The sequence below is a fragment of the Microbacterium sp. E-13 genome, from assembly GCF_049912955.1.
GTDB lineage: Bacteria > Actinomycetota > Actinomycetes > Actinomycetales > Microbacteriaceae > Microbacterium.
This window is the reverse complement of the sequence record NZ_CP183973.1, coordinates 1829977-1847081: the sequence shown is the minus strand read 5'-3', so window position 1 is coordinate 1847081 and position 17105 is coordinate 1829977. Positions and strand designations below refer to the sequence as shown.

The 17105-nt window shown below is 71.3% G+C and carries 18 protein-coding genes; 12 read left to right on the top strand and 6 right to left on the bottom strand.

Annotation, left to right across the window (positions count from 1 at the left end):
- The first annotated feature begins 37 nt into the window (after positions 1-37).
- From gmk to ACN9MP_RS08345, 6 genes are all read left to right on the top strand, one after another.
- Positions 38-898, top strand: a complete 861-nt coding sequence (gene gmk / locus ACN9MP_RS08370) for a guanylate kinase (RefSeq protein WP_426325958.1) — start codon at positions 38-40, stop codon at positions 896-898.
- A 106-nt stretch (positions 899-1004) separates the two neighbouring features.
- Complete coding sequence (gene rpoZ / locus ACN9MP_RS08365; RefSeq protein ID WP_018170775.1) at positions 1005-1259, top strand: DNA-directed RNA polymerase subunit omega; 255 nt, start codon at positions 1005-1007, stop codon at positions 1257-1259.
- 135 nt (positions 1260-1394) lie between these two features.
- Positions 1395-2588, top strand: coding sequence for a methionine adenosyltransferase (gene metK / locus ACN9MP_RS08360; RefSeq protein WP_426325570.1), 1194 nt, complete (start codon positions 1395-1397; stop codon positions 2586-2588).
- Between the two features lie 10 nt (positions 2589-2598).
- Entirely contained in the window at positions 2599-4608 is a 2010-nt protein-coding gene (locus tag ACN9MP_RS08355) for a primosomal protein N' (RefSeq protein WP_426325568.1), read from the top strand.
- 21 nt (positions 4609-4629) lie between these two features.
- Positions 4630-5553 carry a methionyl-tRNA formyltransferase gene (fmt, locus tag ACN9MP_RS08350; RefSeq protein ID WP_426325566.1) on the top strand — a complete coding sequence of 308 codons (924 nt, stop codon included), beginning with the start codon at positions 4630-4632 and terminating at the stop codon, positions 5551-5553.
- A complete protein-coding gene (locus tag ACN9MP_RS08345; protein WP_426325564.1) occupies positions 5550-6920 on the top strand; it encodes an RsmB/NOP family class I SAM-dependent RNA methyltransferase in 1371 nt (456 codons plus the stop codon). Before fmt ends, ACN9MP_RS08345 begins: the two co-directional genes overlap by 4 nt.
- 12 nt (positions 6921-6932) lie before the next feature.
- Here ACN9MP_RS08345 and glsA read toward each other — a convergent pair whose 3' ends face one another.
- A complete protein-coding gene (glsA, locus tag ACN9MP_RS08340) occupies positions 6933-8105 on the bottom strand; it encodes a glutaminase A (RefSeq protein WP_426325562.1) in 1173 nt (390 codons plus the stop codon).
- Positions 8106-8125: 20 nt separating this feature from the next.
- Here glsA and rpe point away from each other — a divergent pair, with 20 nt between their 5' ends.
- Complete coding sequence (gene rpe, locus ACN9MP_RS08335; protein ID WP_426325560.1) at positions 8126-8821, top strand: ribulose-phosphate 3-epimerase; 696 nt, start codon at positions 8126-8128, stop codon at positions 8819-8821.
- Positions 8822-8829: 8 nt separating this feature from the next.
- Here rpe and ACN9MP_RS08330 read toward each other — a convergent pair whose 3' ends face one another.
- Together ACN9MP_RS08330 and ACN9MP_RS08325 are read right to left on the bottom strand one after the other, a co-directional pair.
- Positions 8830-9207, bottom strand: coding sequence for a CU044_2847 family protein (locus tag ACN9MP_RS08330; protein WP_426325559.1), 378 nt, complete (start codon positions 9205-9207; stop codon positions 8830-8832).
- A 10-nt stretch (positions 9208-9217) separates the two neighbouring features.
- Positions 9218-11125 (bottom strand): CHAT domain-containing protein, encoded by a 1908-nt coding sequence (locus ACN9MP_RS08325; RefSeq protein ID WP_426325557.1) that lies wholly within the window; start codon positions 11123-11125, stop codon positions 9218-9220.
- Positions 11126-11276: 151 nt separating this feature from the next.
- Here ACN9MP_RS08325 and ACN9MP_RS08320 point away from each other — a divergent pair, with 151 nt between their 5' ends.
- Genes ACN9MP_RS08320 through ACN9MP_RS08300 form a run of 5 tightly spaced genes read left to right on the top strand, consistent with a single transcriptional unit; the run spans position 11277 to position 14186 of the window.
- Positions 11277-11540 carry a phosphoribosyl-ATP diphosphatase gene (locus ACN9MP_RS08320; protein WP_426325553.1) on the top strand — a complete coding sequence of 88 codons (264 nt, stop codon included), beginning with the start codon at positions 11277-11279 and terminating at the stop codon, positions 11538-11540.
- 43 nt (positions 11541-11583) lie between these two features.
- Complete coding sequence (gene hisG / locus ACN9MP_RS08315) at positions 11584-12426, top strand: ATP phosphoribosyltransferase (protein ID WP_426325550.1); 843 nt, start codon at positions 11584-11586, stop codon at positions 12424-12426.
- Between the two features lie 16 nt (positions 12427-12442).
- Positions 12443-13216, top strand: a complete 774-nt coding sequence (gene hisF / locus ACN9MP_RS08310) for an imidazole glycerol phosphate synthase subunit HisF (RefSeq protein ID WP_426325548.1) — start codon at positions 12443-12445, stop codon at positions 13214-13216.
- Positions 13213-13578: a phosphoribosyl-AMP cyclohydrolase gene (hisI, locus tag ACN9MP_RS08305; protein ID WP_426325546.1), complete on the top strand. Its 366-nt coding sequence runs from the start codon at positions 13213-13215 to the stop codon at positions 13576-13578. The genes hisF and hisI overlap by 4 nt, the downstream gene beginning before the upstream one ends.
- On the top strand, positions 13575-14186 hold the full coding sequence (locus ACN9MP_RS08300) for a Trp biosynthesis-associated membrane protein (RefSeq protein ID WP_426325544.1): 612 nt from the start codon (positions 13575-13577) through the stop codon (positions 14184-14186). The genes hisI and ACN9MP_RS08300 overlap by 4 nt, the downstream gene beginning before the upstream one ends.
- Positions 14187-14204: 18 nt before the next feature.
- Here the strand turns inward: ACN9MP_RS08300 and ACN9MP_RS08295 are convergent, their stop codons facing one another.
- Genes ACN9MP_RS08295 through ACN9MP_RS08285 form a run of 3 tightly spaced genes read right to left on the bottom strand, consistent with a single transcriptional unit; the run spans position 14205 to position 17085 of the window.
- The gene (locus ACN9MP_RS08295; RefSeq protein ID WP_426325542.1) at positions 14205-15221 is read right to left on the bottom strand and encodes a hypothetical protein; all 1017 of its coding nucleotides are present in this window, start codon (positions 15219-15221) and stop codon (positions 14205-14207) included.
- Complete coding sequence (locus tag ACN9MP_RS08290) at positions 15218-16411, bottom strand: sensor histidine kinase (RefSeq protein ID WP_426325540.1); 1194 nt, start codon at positions 16409-16411, stop codon at positions 15218-15220. Before ACN9MP_RS08290 ends, ACN9MP_RS08295 begins: the two co-directional genes overlap by 4 nt.
- Complete coding sequence (locus ACN9MP_RS08285; protein WP_426325538.1) at positions 16408-17085, bottom strand: LuxR C-terminal-related transcriptional regulator; 678 nt, start codon at positions 17083-17085, stop codon at positions 16408-16410. The genes ACN9MP_RS08290 and ACN9MP_RS08285 overlap by 4 nt, the downstream gene beginning before the upstream one ends.
- Positions 17086-17105 lie beyond the last annotated feature (20 nt).

Sequence of the window (17105 nt, the reverse complement as noted above, 5' to 3'; positions counted from 1 at the left end):
CCCGGGCTCGCCGGGAAGGCCGCCCGAGGTCGATCGTGTGGCGGCATCCCGTCGCGCCGTCGCCGCACGCCGCGAGCGCGCCGCCCTGAAGAAGGACGTCGCCATGCGGGTGATCACGCCGCAGGAGCTCCTGCGCCGGGCTCTCGCCGACCCCGCCTCGCCGGCCGGCGCGATGCGCGTCCCCGAGTTCCTGACGGCGATCCCCGCCATCGGGGAGGGCAAGCGCGACCGGATCCTGCACGACCTGGAGATCTCGCCCGTCAAGCGCCTGGGCGGCCTCGGCTCGCGCCAGCGCGAGGATCTGCGCCGCTTCCTCGACCAGCGGTGGCCCGAGACGGAACCCCGGGGCGGCCGCAGCCGTCTCGTGGTGCTGGCCGGGCCGACCGCGGTGGGCAAGGGCACCGTTGCCGCTCACATCAAGGAGCACCACCCCGAGATCGTGCTCTCGGTGTCGGCGACGACACGTGCGCCCCGGCCGGGAGAGGTCGACGGCGAGCACTACTTCTTCGTCGACGACGCGGAGTTCGACCGGATGATCGAGGGCGGCGAGCTTCTCGAGCACGCGACGGTGCACAACGCCTACCGCTACGGCACGCCCCGGGCACCCATCGAGAAGGCTCTCGCGGAGGGGCGCACCGTCCTCCTCGAGATCGACCTCCAGGGTGCGCGTCAGGTGCGTGAAGCCGACGCCTCTGCGACGCTCGTGTTCCTCCTGCCGCCGAGCTGGGACGAACTCGTCCAGCGCCTGATCGGCCGGGGCACCGAGGACGCGGCGGAGCGCGCCCGGCGGCTGCGCACCGCGAAGATCGAGCTCGCCTCGCAGGGTGAGTTCGACTACCGCGTCGTGAACGATGACCTCGCCCGTGCGGCCGACGAGGTCGCCCGCCTGGCGCGGTGACGCGCCTTTCGGCTGGGATCCCGCCTTTCACGTAGAATGGTGGGATGCCTCGGCACCGAGGCATCCGCAGACTCCCATTCCGACATCCGATCCAGGAGGTTTCGCCATGGCCGGAACGAACCAGGGCATCATCGAGCCCCCCATCGACAGCCTGCTCGAGAAGGTCGACTCGAAGTACCAGCTCGTCATCTTCGCGTCCAAGCGCGCGCGCCAGATCAACGACTACTACTCCGACCTGCACGAGGGCAACCTGTTCGACAACGTCGGTCCCCTCGTCGACTCGACGGTCGAGGACAAGCCGCTCACGATCGCGATGCACGAGATCCACGAGGACAAGCTGCGCCTGCGGCGCGCCGAGTAGTCCCGTTACGACCCCTGTGCCCCCGAAGACGGCGATGTCCGTCTCCGGGGGCATACTGGTGTCCGCCCCCTCGGCGTCCGGCGCGGCGCCAGGCCCGGAGCCCACCTAGTTCGAGCACCCTCCACTGGAGTATCGATGACCGACCTGCGTCTGTTCACGTCCGAATCCGTCACCGAGGGCCACCCCGACAAGATCTGCGACCAGATCTCGGACTCCATCCTCGACGCGATCCTCGAGGCCGACCCGAACGGACGTGTCGCGGTCGAGACGCTCGTCACCACGGGACTCGTCCACGTCGCGGGCGAGGTGTCCACCTCCGCGTACGTGGAGATCCCGGCGATCGTGCGCGGCGTCGTGAACCGGATCGGGTACACCTCCAGTGAGACCGGATTCGACGGCGAGTCGTGCGGTGTGAGCGTGTCGATCGGAGCGCAGTCGTCCGACATCGCGGCAGGCGTCGACAAGGCGTTCGAGCGGCGCGAGGACGGCTCCGAAGACCCGCACGACCTGCAGGGCGCCGGCGATCAGGGCATCATGTTCGGCTACGCCACGACCGAGACCCCGCAGCTCATGCCGATGGCCGCGTGGACGGCCCACCGCATGGCCGAGCGCCTCGCGGAGGTGCGGCGTTCCGGCGAGCTGCCGTTCCTCCGCCCCGACGGCAAGACGCAGGTGACACTGGGGTATGACGGGGCCACGCCCAAGACCGTCGAGTCGGTCGTGCTGTCGACACAGCACCACCCCGACATATCGCAGAAGGCTCTGCGCGCCGCGGTCCGGGCCGAGGTCATCGACCCGGTGCTGGAGGCGACCGGACTCGATCTTCCCGACGTGAAGTTCTACATCAACCCGGCCGGGCCTTTCGTCATCGGCGGCCCGAAGGGCGACGCCGGGCTCACCGGACGCAAGATCATCATCGACACCTACGGCGGGGCATCCCGCCACGGCGGCGGGGCCTTCAGCGGCAAGGACCCGTCGAAGGTCGACCGCTCGGCCGCGTACGCGATGCGCTGGGTCGCCAAGAACGCCGTCGCGGCGGGTCTGGCCGACCGCCTCGAGGTGCAGGTCGCCTACGCGATCGGCAAGGCCAAGCCGGTCGGCCTCTACGTCGAGACATTCGGCACCGGTCGCGTGACGGACGAGGTCATCACGCAGGCGATCCTCGAGGTCTTCGACCTGCGGCCGAAGGCGATCATCGACCAGCTCGACCTCCTGCGCCCGATCTACGCGCAGACCGCGGCGTACGGCCACTTCGGCCGCGAACTGCCGGACTTCACGTGGGAGCGCACCGACCGCGCCGACGCGCTGCGCGCGGCAGCCGGGCTCTGATCCCGACCGCGTGACCGCGGTGCACGACGACAACCCCGGTGCGAGGCGCGCACGCCGTGTCGCACGGGTGCTCATCGACTCGCCGCTCCCGCAGCTCGACCGTCTCTTCGACTACGAGATCCCCGCCGAATTCGCTGCCGACGCCGTGCCCGGCGTGCGCGTCCGCGTCCCGTTGCGCAGCGCAGGCCGGGTCGTCGACGGCCTGCTGGTGGAGGTCGGGGAGCCGGATGCCTCGGACCGGCCGCTCTCGCAGCTCGAAGCGGTGGTGTCGCCGGTGCCGGTGCTGACGCCCCGCCTGTACGCGCTCGCGCGGCGCGCCGCGGATCGCGCGGCCGGATCGGCAGGCGACATCCTGCGCCTCGCGATCCCGAAGCGCATGGTGCGCGCCGAGAAGGCCTGGGTCGCCGCCGGACAGCCGGGGCGGCCCGACGTGGATGACGCGGACGCCGTCTGGGCGGAGGAGGTGCTCGCGGTCTACCCGGGTCTCGCGGACGCGCTCGAGGCGGGGGAGCGCCTGGCGGTCGACGCGCCGCCCCATCCCGCCCGCCTGGACGACGGCAGGGTCGTCGGTTCGTGGGCTGCGCTGCTGGCTGCCGCTGCGACGCGCGTGCTGGCGGCCGGTCGCAGCGCCGTGATCGCCGTGCCGGATCACCGCGACCGGGCTCAGCTCGAGGCGGCGCTGGCCGACCGGGTTCCCGGCGATGCCCTCGTGCGCGATGACGCGAAGCAGAGCGGGCCCGCCCGCTACGCGGCCTTCCTGCGCACGCTCTCCGATGCGCCGTGCGTCGTGATCGGCAACCGCTCGGCGGTGTACGCACCCGTTTCCGAACTGGGCCTCGTCGCACTGTGGGACGATGGCGACCCGCTTCTCGGCGAGCCGCTGAGTCCCGGCGTGCACGCGCGCGACGCCGCGCTGCTGCGCCAGGAACTCGACGGCGGGGCGCTGCTCTTCGCCGGCCACACGCGCACGACGGATGTCGAGCGCCTGGTGGCGGTGGGCTGGGTCCGCGACCTCCCGGCAGCCCGCCGGGTGAGCCCGCGCGTGGTGCTCAGCGCCACGCGCGAGGGCGAGTCGCGCGGTGCACGGGTGCCGTCATCGGCCTTCGCCGCTGCACGCGAGGCGCTCGCCGAGGGGCCGGTGCTGGTGCAGGTGGCCCGTCCCGGCTACGCGCCCGTGCTCGTCTGCGCGAAGTGCCGGCACCCGGCCCGCTGCCCGCACTGCGGCGGTCCTCTCCATGCGGCGCGACAGGGCGCGGTGCCGACGTGCTCGTGGTGCGGTCGCGCGGCGCACGCGTGGGCGTGCTCGGAATGCTCGTCGACGCTGCTGAGAATGGCGTCCTCCGGCAGTGAGCGCACCGCCGACGAGCTGGGCCGCGCCTTCCCGGGAACGCGCGTGATCGTGGCCGACGGCGATCACCCGGTCACCGAGGTCGACGGCCGACCGGCGCTGGTGGTGGCCACGCGCGGCGCGGAGCCGCTCGCCGCCGGAGGCTATCGCGCGGTGATCCTCCTCGACGGCGATCGCATGCTGATGGCCGACGACCTGCGTATCGGGGAGTCCTGTCTCAGGTGGTGGTCGAACGCCGCCGCACTGGCCGCTCCGGGCGCGCCGGTGCATCTGGTCGGCGTGGGCGGAGAGGTCGCCCGCGCATTCGCGACGTGGACGCAGGCGGCCTACGCGCGCGCGGAGCTCGCCGATCGCGCACCCCTTCGAATGCCGCCGACCGTTCGCGTGGCCGCCGTCGAGGGCCCGCGGCGCGCTGTCGACTCCGCGCTGGCGGAATTGCGCCGCGTCGTTCCCGAGCTCGACGCCCAGGCGGTGCTCGGGCCGGTCGCGCACGACGACACCGTTCGCGCCCTCGTGCGCTTCGACTACGGCCTCGGTGCTCGCGTGACGGAGAGCCTGCGGGCCTCGGTCGTGAGCCACGCGATGAAGGGCCGCCGTCCGGCGAAGGGGCGCACCCCCGGACCCGCCAATACACTGAGGGTTCGGGTCGACGTGCCCGATCTCGACCTCTGACCCTCAACGTTCAGGACCGTCATGCGCCTCGTCTTCGCCGGCACGCCGGAACCGGCTGTGCCGTCACTGCGGCGGCTCGCGGCATCCGCTCACGACATCGCCGCGGTCGTCACCCGGCGAGACGCACCACTCGGCCGCAAGCGGGTGCTCACGCCGTCACCCGTGGCCGCAGTTGCGGCGGAGCTGGGGCTGCCCGTCATCCGCGCCGACCGGCTCGACGCCGACGTCACCGCCGAGATCGCCGCGCTCGAGCCGGAGCTGGGCGTGATCGTCGCCTACGGAGGGCTTGTGCGCGAGCCGTTGCTGTCGCTGCCGGCACACGGCTGGATCAACCTGCACTTCTCGCTGCTGCCGCGGTGGCGGGGCGCGGCGCCCGTTCAGCACGCCCTCATCGCAGGCGATGCCCGGACCGGCGCGGCCGTGTTCCAGCTCGTGCCCGCACTGGACGCCGGCGACGTGTTCGGCGACTTCGCGATCGACGTGCCGCCGGGCGCCACCGCAGGCGAGCTGCTGGAGTCTCTGGCCGAGGACGGCGCCGGGCTCCTCGCAGGCATCGTCGACGAGATCGCTGCCGGCTCCGCTGTCGCCCGCCCCCAGCACGGCGAGCCCACGTACGCGTCGAAGCTCGGCGACGACGACGGCCGCATCCGCTGGGACGAGCCTGCCGTCGCCGTGCTCGGGCGCATCCGCGGCGTCACGCCCCAGCCGGGCGCCCACACGACGATCGAGGGCGCCCGCCTCAAGGTGCTGGCGGCCGCATCCGCACCCGAAGGCGCCCCCCTGCTGGCGCCCGGCGCCCTCGCCCTCCACGCGAAGCGCGTGCTCGTCGGCACGGCGACGACGCCCGTCGCCCTCGACCGCGTGCAGCCGGCCGGCAAGGGCGCCATGCCCGCCGCCGACTGGTGGCGGGGGCTCCGCGACACCGCTCTGGTGGCCGGATCGTGAGCCGCACGGTCGCGGCCCGCCGCGTCGCCTACGACACGCTCCGCGCGGTCCACGAGTCGGATGCCTACGCGAATCTGCTGCTGCCGACGGCGATCGCCCGCGCCGGCCTGTCGACGGCCGACGCGGCGCTCGCCACCGAACTGACGTACGGCACGCTCCGGCGCCAAGGCACGTACGACGCCGTCATCTCGATCGCCGCCGATCGGCCCGTCGCCGAGATCGATCCGGCGGTGCTCGACGCCCTCAGGCTGGGCGTGCACCAGCTGCTGTCGACGCGCGTCGCCTCGCATGCCGCGGTCAACGAGTCCGTCGAGCTCGCGCGCGGCGCCGGAGGCCGAGGGGCAGCGGGGTTCGCGAACGCCGTACTCCGGCGTGTGTCGCGCGACACCCCCGGCGACTGGATGACGCACGTCGCCGCGAGCGCCCGCTCCGACGACGAGCAGCTGGGCCTGTTGTTCTCGCACCCGGTGTGGGTGGTGCGCGCGTTCCGGCGCGCGCTGGCCGCCGAGGGTCGCGCCGACGAGCTGGAAGCCCTCCTCACCGCCGACAACGCTTCGCCCCGTGTCACGATGGCGGCACTGCCCGACCTGGCAGACGTGCCGGAAGGCGCGCGCCGCACCCCCTTCTCGCCGATCGGCTTCCGGCTGGGCGGCGGCGATCCCGACTCGCTCGTACGCGAATCGGGCGGCCGCATCCGCGTGCAGGACGAGGGGTCGCAGCTCGCAGCCCTCGCGCTCACTCGCGCCCTGCCGATCACGCCGGGGGAGCGGTGGCTGGACCTGTGCGCGGGACCCGGAGGCAAGACCGCCGTGCTCGCCGCCGAGGCGCTCGCGCACGGCGCGACGCTGGAGGCCAACGAGATCTCGCCCGCCCGCGCCGGTCTGGTCCGACAGGCCCTCGCGGGCGTGCCGCTGGACGTGCCGGTCTCGGAGGAGGACGGCCGGCTGCGTGCCGGGGAGGCGATCGGCGCCTACGACCGCATCCTCGTCGACGCGCCCTGCACGGGCCTGGGTGCGCTGCGCCGCCGGCCGGAGGCCCGCTGGCGCAAGGCGCCCAGCGACGTGCCGGCCCTCACGGAGCTGCAGCGCGAGCTGCTGAACGCGGCGGTGGGAGCGCTTCGCCCGGGCGGCGTGGTCGCGTATGTGACATGCTCGCCGCACCTGGCCGAGACGGCGGGGGTCGTCGGCGACATCCGCCGGGAGTGGGACGGCGCCCTCGAGGAGCTCTCCGCCCGCGACGTCATCGGCGGCCTCGCCGATGCCGACCCCGGCCTTCCGGCGCAGGCCGACGGCAGCGGACGTGCGCAACTCTGGCCCCACCGGCACAACACAGACGCGATGTCCGTGTCGCTCCTGCGCCGCGTCTGACCGCCGGGACACTCACTCGCGCAGGCGGATGCCGTGCGGCATCTGCTCGAACTCCGTGCGCAAGGCGACGAGCGCGGCGGGGTGCGCGCGTCCCAGTTCACGCGCGTCGACAGTGATCTCCGCACCCTCGGGAAGCGCCTCCGCGATCTCCCGCAGCACCGCGATCACGCGCTCCGTGCCCGCGAGCCCCAGTTCGCCCGCCAGGCGGAGCACCCTGCCGCGATCGGTGTCTTCGACGGTGAACGCGGGAACCGCGACGCTCTCGTGCGGCTCGAGCAGGTGCATCCCGAATCGGTCGCTCAGCGTCTCGATGAGCGCGATGCCGCGCACGGAGTTGCCGTGGGCATCCAGGCGCGGGCTGAACGCGGCGACGCCGAACTGCGAAGGCGCGACGGCGAGGAGTCCGCCGCTCACCCCGCTCTTGGCGGGCAGCCCCACCCGGAGGAGCCACTCGCCCGAGTAGTCGTACATGCCGCAGCTGGTCATGATCGACAGCACATCGCGAGCGACGGGTTCGTCGACGACCCGCTCACCGGTGACGGGGTTGAGTCCGCCGAACGCGAGCGTCGCGGACATCACCGCGAGGTCGCGCACGGTCACGAGCAGCGAGCACTGACGGAAGTACGTCTCGACGGCGATCTCCACGGAGCCGTCGATGACGCCGTACGAGCGCAGGAGGTGGGCGAGCGCCCTATTGCGGTCGCCGGTCGCCGACTCCGAGGCGTACACCTGCTCGTCGACCCACAGCGAGCGCCCCGCGAACGACGAGAGACCCTCGACGATCCGCGACGTGCGGTCGTCGATGCCTTCGCCGGCGATCAGCGCGGAGGTCGCGATCGCGCCGGCGTTGACCATCGGGTTGGCGGGGCGGCCGGTGCCGGGCTCGAGGCTGATGGCGTTGAACGGCTCGCCGCTCGGCTCCGCTCCCACCTTGCGCAGCACGGCATCCCGCCCGCGGTCGGCGAGCGCCAGAGCGAGCACGAACGGCTTCGAGATCGACTGGATCGTGAACTCGTGGGTGACATCCCCCACCGCTCGTACGCGACCTCGGGGCCCGACCGCCGCGAGCGCCAGGCGATCCGGATCCGCCTCCGCGAGCTCCGGGATGTAGGCCGCCGGTGAGCCGCCGTCCCGGGCCCGGACGTCTTCCAGAACCTCGTGCAGCAGCGCCGTGATGGGGTCCACGGGTCGACCATAATGGACGGGTGCCCCCGATCGACGAGAACGGCCGCCAGGTCGGCATCCGCATCAATCCCAGCATCCTGGCCGCCGACTTCGTCAACATGCAGTCGGAGCTCTCCCGGATCGCGACGGCGGACTTCGTCCACGTCGACGTCATGGACAACCACTTCGTCCCCAACCTGACGTTCGGTCCGCAGATGGTGGAGCGCATCCAGGCCACGAGCCCCGTGCCCCTCGACGTGCACCTCATGATCACGAATCCCGACCGCTGGGCGCCGGGTTATGCGGAGCTCGGAGCGGCCTCCGTGACCTTCCACCTCGAAGCCGCGAAGGAGCCGGTTGCGCTCGCCCGCCGGTTGCGCGGCATCGGCGCACGCGCGGGCATCGCAGTGAAGCCGGCCACGCCCGTGGAGGGTCTCTTCGATCTTCTCGACGACTTCGACCAGATCCTCGTGATGACCGTCGAGCCGGGCTTCGGCGGACAGTCCTTCATGCCCGAGACCATGCCGAAGCTCAGCCGCCTGGCCGACGAGGCCCGGCGCCGCGGGTCGTCGGTCTGGCTCCAGGTGGACGGCGGGATCGGCGAGTCCACGATCCTGCAGGCGGCCGAGGCGGGCGCCGACACCTTCGTCGCGGGATCCGCGGTGTTCGGCGCGGGCGACCCTGGCAACGCCATCGCCGGCCTGCGCGCGACAGCGACAGCGCATCACGCGCACTGATCTCCGTCTCAGGCGGGGACGGATTCTCCGTCGGGCGGCCCGCTGCGGCTCCCGCGGCTCCAGCGCATCGTGATCGCGAAGTTCGCGGTGGAGGTCGCGTTGGTGACGATCGCCCCGAACTCGGCGCTGAGCTGGATCCCGAAGACGATCTCGATCTCGTCGGGTGCCGCGGGCAGGCGCGCAAGCCGGTCCACCAGCACGCGCACGGCGGGTTCGACGCGCTCCACGGCGTCTTCGAACCGCCGCTGCGACCGCTCGACCAGGCCGCCCTCGGCGCTCGCGCCGCCGCGCGTCACGATGCCTCCTGGCGTCGACGCACCGTGAGGTGCCGAGACTTCCACGAGGATGTCGCCCTCGTCCGAGGGGAACGCGACGATCGGACACATCCGGGTCTCCTTACTGCAGGTAGGTGACGGTGACGTCGAAGTCTCCGATGTTGCCTTCGTAGCCCTCGTCGTTGATACCCAGGAACAGAACGCCGTCCGCGTTGCACGGCTCGTCGTACGACGAGCCGACGAAGAACGGCATGCCGGCGTCGCCGATCCGCCCGATGAGGGCGGCGTGATTGGCGTCGTCGACGACGTTGGTCGGAAGCACCTCGCCCGCCATGCCGTCCGGTCCTGACACCCGGTCGGCTGCGCTGCCATGCTGGACGATCCCCTCGGCGCTGATCTTGAGCGGGTCGCCCGAGACGCAGGGGATGCCCGTCGACGTCCAGAGCTGGCTGCTGGGAATGACGAGGGCCCGCGTGGTCGCTGAAGGGGCGGGGGCCGTCGGCGTGGCGGATTCGGTCGAACCGGCCGCTGTCACCGGCTGACGCGGGAACGCCGAGACGAGCAGATACCCGCCCGCGAGCAGCGCGATGAGAGCCAGCACCGAAAGGGTGACCACGAGTGCCCGCCGGCCGCGGGGGCGCCGGGCGGTCTCGTCCCCGTCGGTCTCCGCAGCCCCGGCGCTCGCGGGCTCGTCTCTCGGCGGCGGCGCGGGCGGCCCGGCGGCGTGCGTCTCGGCGGTGCTCGCCCGCAGCGGGGCCGACGCGACCGCGGCGGCCGCCGGTTGCTCCGAGGGCTCGGGGGCGGCAGGGAGCTCTTCCGCTCGCGGCTCGGCTTCACGGGGGACCGGCGCGTCGAGCGGGGGCGCGGGAGTGACGGATGCCGCGTCCCGGGCGGGCGCCGGTGCGCGCAGCTGGGCGATCTTCGCCGCGTCGACCGTGAACAGCCGCGTGTCTTCGCCCCGGAGGTACAGCACCGGCGTCACCCACTCGAGCGTGTCGCGCCCGAGACCGAGAATGGCGATCCGGCCGCTGCGCGTCGCGTCGTCGATGGAGCGCCCGTGCGCCAGCGCGGCGTAGAACCCGCGGGCGAAGGCGAGCGCTGCGCTGTCGCTCACCGTGAACTGCATGGCGACGACGGCGCTGATCCCGCCGCGCACGAGGGCGGCTGCGGTGCCCGAGTACAGCTCGTTCAGGCCACCGGCTCCCGACATGCAGGAGTTCAGGACGACCAGCCGCGGCTCCGGCTCCGCCTCGTCGAGCAGGTCTGCGAGCGCGGCCGCCCCGACGTAGTCCGCCCGTCCATCCGGCCCGCAGAACGCGAGCACGCCCTCGTCGGTCTCGTCCTCGTAGCGGCTGTGGCCGACGAAATGCAGCACGTGGCACGGCTCCGAGAGGAGGCGCCCGTGGAGGCGATCCCACGTCACGTCCTCGATCCAGTCGAGCTCGGCCAGGCCTGCCGCGACGTGCGGGGCGAGCGCCTGCTCCAGGCGATGCCGTTCCCCCTCGACATCCAGCGCCGGAAGGTTGCGCGGCGAAGCGATGAGACCGAGGATCCGCATCGGCGGCTCCACGCGAAGCGGCACGAGGGACTCGGGTGCGGCGATCTGCCGGATGAGCGACTCCTTGCGGCACAGGTACGTGCCGTGGGACCGGTCGTACAGGGCTTCCCATGGCAGGGCGGCCAGCGCAGGGTCCATCAGCCGGAGCCGCAGCTGGAGGCTCTCGCCGTGCGCCTGAGCGACTGCGCGGCTCGTGCGGTACGCGGTGCCGACGTCACCGTCGAACAGCCGGTCGAACAGCTCGGCGCCGATCTGCTGCACTTCGCTCTCGCCCGGCGTGAGCACGCGCCGCGTGGGCACCGACGAGGCCAGCACCGTCGCCTCCACCGCACCGCGCCGCGCGGCGAGACCGTCCACATCCAGCTCGAAGCCGATGCGCCCGCCCTCGCTGCCGCTGGCCCGGAGCACGCGCACGGTGCGAGCACCCGAGTAGTCCCCGGTGCCGATCTCCAGTTCGATGACCGCTGCCATGGCAGCCCCCAGTCCGCCCCCTGGACAGAAGGGTAGCGCCCGGTATCTCGCCGGAACAGGTGTCGCGGCCGTCTCGCGGTGATGCGGCATCCGTCCCGCGGTCCCGGGTAACGCGCGCAGCGGGTGCGGGGAAGGGCGATACCCTGGCATAGTGAAGACGTTCGACACGCTGTACGCCGAGCTCGCCGCGAGAGCGGCTGAGCGCCCCGAGGGATCGGGAACCGTCGCACAGCTCGACGCGGGCGTCCACGCGATCGGCAAGAAGATCGTCGAAGAGGCCGCCGAGGTCTGGATGGCCGCCGAGTACGAGTCGACGGATGCCGCAGCCGAGGAGATCTCGCAGCTGCTGTACCACCTTCAGGTGCTGATGCTCGCGAAGGGGCTGAGCCTCGAGGATGTCTACCGACATCTCTGAGCGCGCGCCCCGATCCATCCTCGAACCCGAAAGCCACGCCGCCATGCTGCGAATCGCCGTGCCGAACAAGGGCTCGCTCGCCGAGACCTCCGCGGAGATGCTGTCCGAAGCCGGATACACCGGCCGTCGCGACCCCAAGGACCTGCACGTCATCGATCCTCAGAACGAGGTCGAGTTCTTCTATCTGCGCCCCAAAGACATCGCCACCTATGTAGGCTCGGGCGCGCTCGACGTCGGGATCACCGGTCGTGACCTGCTGCTCGACGCCCGCATGCCCGGCGCGCGCGAGGTCGAGGCGCTCGGCTTCGCGGGATCGACCTTCCGGTTCGCCGCGCCGACCGGCACGTTCACCGACCTGGGCGATCTCGAGGGCAAGCGCATCGCGACGTCGTATCCGGGTCTCGTCGACGCGTTCCTCGACGAACGCGGCATCGCCGTCGATCTCGTCCCGCTCGACGGGGCGGTGGAGTCGGCCGTGCGGCTGGGCGTGGCGGATGCCGTCGCCGACGTGGTCGAGACCGGCACCACCCTGCGCCAGGCGGGCCTCGAGGTGTTCGGGCCCCCGATCCTCCGCTCGGAGGCGGTGCTGATCGCCGGTCCCGCCGACATCCCCGGCACCGAGACGCTGCTGCGCCGCCTGCGCGGCGTCCTGGTCGCGCGGCAGTACGTCCTTATCGACTACGACCTCCCGGCCGACCTCGTTGACCAGGCGGTCGCGATAGCCCCGGGCATCGAGTCGCCCACGATCTCACCGCTCCGCGACCCGGCCTGGGTGGCCGTCCGCGTGATGAGTCCCCGCAAGGGCGTCAACCAGGTCATGGACGCCCTGTACGGCATCGGCGCGCGGGCCATCCTGGTGAGCGCGATCCACAACGCGAGGCTGTGATGGGCGGAGCATCGTCATGAGCCTCGTCTGCCGCGTGATCCCGTGCCTCGATGTCGCCGCCGGGCGGGTCGTCAAGGGCGTGAACTTCCAGAACCTGCGCGACATGGGCGACCCCGTCGAACTCGCCCGCGAGTACTTCCGGCAGGGCGCCGACGAGATCACGTTCCTCGACGTCACCGCCACGGTGGACGAGCGGTCGACGACCTACGACGTCGTGCGCCGGACCGCCGAAGAGGTCTTCATTCCGCTCACCGTCGGCGGCGGCGTGCGGTCGGCCGACGACGTGGCGCGCCTGCTGTCGGTCGGCGCCGACAAGATCGGCGTCAACTCGGCCGCCATCGCCCGGCCCCCGCTCCTCGACGAGATCGCCGACCGCTTCGGTGCGCAGGTGCTGGTGCTGTCGCTCGACGTCAAGCGTTCGCCCGCCACCGAATCCGGCTTCGTCGTCACCACGCATGGCGGTCGCACCGAGACGACGCTCGATGCGCTCGAGTGGGCGCGAGAAGCCATCGAGCGCGGCGCGGGGGAGCTGCTCGTCAACTCCATCGACGCCGACGGCACCAAGCAGGGCTTCGACCTCGAGCTCGTGGGCCTCATGCGCGAGGTCGCCAGCGTGCCGGTGATCGCTTCGGGCGGCGCCGGCTCCGCCGCGGATTTCGGGCCGGCCATCGCGGCCGGAGCGGACGCCGTGCTCGCGGCATCCGTCTTCCACTCCGGACAGCTCACGGTCGGCGATGTGAAGGCGGCGATGGTGGCCGAGGGCATCGCGGTGCGGGAGGTGGCACCATGAGCGACACGGTCGACGAGCGCATCGCGCGCGTGACGTTCAACGGCGACGGCCTCGTCGCCGCCATCATCCAGCAGTGGGACAGCCGCGAGGTGCTCATGCTCGGATGGATGGATGCCGAGGCCCTCCGTCGCACGCTCACCGAAGGCCGCGTCACCTTCTGGTCGCGATCCCGCCAGGAGTACTGGCGCAAGGGCGACACGTCCGGGCACATCCAGCTGGTGCGCGGCGTCAGCCTCGACTGCGACGGCGACGCCATCCTCGTCGAGGTCGAACAGGTGGGCGCCGCCTGTCACACCGGCACCCGAACCTGCTTCGACGGCCGCGACCTCGGGGCTGTTCGCGGTCCGGAGCCGGCCGAGTGATCCGCCGGGGGCGGCTGCTCTCCGTCATCGTCACGGTGCTGTGCGGGGCGCTCGGCGTGATCTCGTCGACCCAGACCTGGCTCACCGTCGTGCTCGCGGACGGCGGGCACCATGCCCTCGAGGTGCCCGGTGCATCGGCCGTGCCCGTGCTGGCGCCCCTGAGTCTCGCGGTGCTCGCACTCGGTGCGGCGCTCTCGATCGTCGGCCTCGCGCTCCGCTACGTGTTCGGCGCGCTCGCGGTGCTCATCGGCGGCGTGCTCGCCTGGCTCACCGCGCGGGTGGTGTTCGAGCATCCGGTCTCCGCCGTCGCGTCCGTGGTCACGGAGTCCACCGGCATCACGGGGGAGGCGTCGGTTGCGAAGCTCGTCGCATCGATCCAGGCGACCCCCTGGCCTGCCGTCACTCTGGTGGTGTGGGCCGTGCTGATCATCGCGGGCGGGTTCGTGCTGGCGACCGCTCACCGCTGGTCCCGAACGGGACGCCGGTACCGTACCGACGACGCGCCGAGGACGGTGTCGCCTGCCGGTTCCCGCCCCCATGATGCGGCCGGATCGCGCGCCATCGACGACTGGGACGACCTGTCTCGTGGCGAGGACCCGACCGCCTGACCGTCGCCTCGACCAGCCTCAAAGCACGGGAAACTCGAGCGTTCGCGAGTGCTCCGCGTCTTCGATGTGGAGCGATACGAAACGTTCATGGTGCGGCGGGCGGAGCCTGACTACCGCCCGACCGCGCTCCAGGCTGTCGACGGCGCCGGCGGCCCACGCAATGGCATCCCGGAAGTCGGCTTTCGAGGGAAGTGATCCCTGGCTGTCGTCGAGAAGGAGCAGATCGATTCCGCGCCCGCGCGCGCGATGCACGCTCGAAACCAGCGGTTCGTGGAGAAGTGCGCCGGCACGGATCTCGTCTCGGAGGGATGCCTCCAAAGCGCGGATGCCCTCGCGGTGCTCGTCGGCGAGCTGGTCAGCGGCGATCAGATTCAGGACGGGTTCCACCTCCGCCTGAAGCCGGGCGGTCTGACGGCGACGTTCCCGTTCGCCCGCCTCGGTCTCCGCTTGTTGTGCGGCCCGACGGCGATCGGCGGCATAATACTGCGCGATCGCCCGTGCGGTCGGCCGAAGACCTACCGCGAACATCGTCCCGATGAGCAGCGTGCCGGCGTGCCGATCGATGAGGTCGATTCCGGCGACCACGCCCTGCCCCGTGCTGACAGTCCACGCGACGCAGATCACTGCCATGCCGCCCATTGCCGCCCACGCCTGAACGATCCGTCCACGAATTCCGAGTGCCATCAACACCAGAGAGTTGGCTCCCAGGTGCCACGCCGCGTAGCCCGGCCAGCCATCCGTCGGCAGATTCCACGTCACCATCGCGGTGGTGACGATTGCGCTGCCCACCACGAGGGAGGTCCTCAGCATCGATAGGGGAAAGCTCCCCGGACGCATGACCACGACAGCGCTGGCACTGACCAGGAGCACCGCCAGGATGCTGACCCAGGGCACGAGCACCGACCCGATGGTGCTGATGGCCAGCACCCATTGCGTCAAGACGAACAGCAGCAGGATGCCCTGCCCAGCTCGATCTGTCAGCTTGAAGAACCGGGCGACATCGACCGCCGGCTCCCCGACCGCACCGACACTCATGCCGGCGCCCACTCGAGGACGACGCGCGTACCGTGCCCGGGCAGCGACACGACGTCCGAGGATCCGCCGGGCAAAGTCGCCATCCGCTCCCGGATGCTGACTGCGATGCCAAGTCGGGCGGGAGGCACCGTGTTGGGGTCGAATCCGCGCCCGTCGTCCAGAACATCCACTCGCACGCCGGACGTCGCCACGTCCACGTGAACCTCCCGGTGCAGCTCGCGGCCCGGAAGTTCAGCGTGCCTCACGACGTTCCGCAACGCTTCGCCGAGACCCTCAGCGAGGGCCTGAGCGGCGTGGGCCGCCACGGGATGGGCGTCTTCCGCGACGTGGTACGAGAACACCGCACCCGGGTCGGTTTCCGTGGTGATGGCCTGTAGGTGCCACACGAACTCGCGAGGCGACCGGCCCTCGACCGAGGCCCCGCCGGACTCGTATTCCTTGAGCTTTGCGAGCGTGTTCTTCGCCTGCGCCGCGGCGGCGCCCCTCAGCAGGCTGCTCGCCTGTGCTGCTGCGAGCAAGGTCACGAGCACTTGATCGTGTAGAAGGGCCTTCACCCGCGAGCGTTGCCGATGTTCAGAGCGGCGGGCTGCTTGGACGGCCGTCTCCTCGCGGGCGCTTGCCGCCGCGGCATCCAGTTCCGCCGCCCGAACAAGCGTGACCGACACGAGGGCCGCAATCACCGCACCGAACATGACTGCGTACAGTGCATCAGCGAATGCCACTGCGAAAGGCTGCGGCGAGCTGAGGGCTCGATCCACCAGGACGAGGAACCCGGTAGCCGGGAGGTACAGCCACAGCCACCGTCCCGACCACGCCATCGCCGCGCCCGTCACGCCGAACGCCGTGACCCCGAAAACCCACGGCTGGCTGGATTCCGCGGGGAGTTCGGACGCCTGCATGAAGGGAACCCACGTTACGAGGACAACCAACTGCGACACTGCGATCCAAGCAGCCCACCGCTTGATCGAGCGTGATGAGCTCCACGGGGCTGCGATCGCCATGCCCAACGGCACGCCGAAAGTCACGAGAAGCGCCGCTGTGGACCACCACGCAGTCATCGAAGGCGACTGGATCTGGATGCTCGGCACGGCGAGGACCCCGAACACCACTGTCGCGACGCCGAAGGCGACAGCAATCGTGCGCAGAAATCGCGTCTCGGCCAGTCCAGGACGAAACGCCATCATCGTCATGCGGTTCCGGGGCTACTGGGGGACGGTAAGAATCCATCCTCGACGGCGCGCTTGTAAAGGTCGACCTTCGTCGGCGCGGGGCGGCCCGCGCGCACATATTTCGCACGAATGCGTCTGACGTAGTCTTCCACCGTCGCGGGGGAGATCTGATTCGCATAGGCCACGGCTTGCGCCTTGGCTCCATCGGCGAACATCGCCAGCACGCGCTGTTCCTGGGGGCTGAGGTTGGCTCGGTCGAACTCCGGATCGGCGTCGACGGCGGACGCCCACTCGGCAGACACGACAGGCTGATTGTTGGCGGCGGCGGAGACGGCATCCAGGATCACTTCCGGCGGTTCTGACTTCCTCACGATGCCGAGGACCTCGGTCTTCGCCGTCAGTCGAACCAGATACGGGTCTTCACCGGAGGTGAACGCCAGTGTCTTCACACCAGCGCTCGACAATCGAGCGACGTTGTTGACTGGTGAGGAGCCGTCCGAGAGTCGGATGTCCAGAACAACCAGATCCAGCCTCGGGAAACGGTCGAGGACCTCCTCGACTGTCTCGGTCGATCCGACGTACTCCAGATCCGGCCGTACGGCCAGGAGCGCCTCGAAGGCAACAGAGACGATCGAGTGGTCATCGACGAGGGCGATCAGATGAGGATCCGGGCGCAAAGGATCGATCGAGTCCACCACCAGTATTCCCCCTGGCA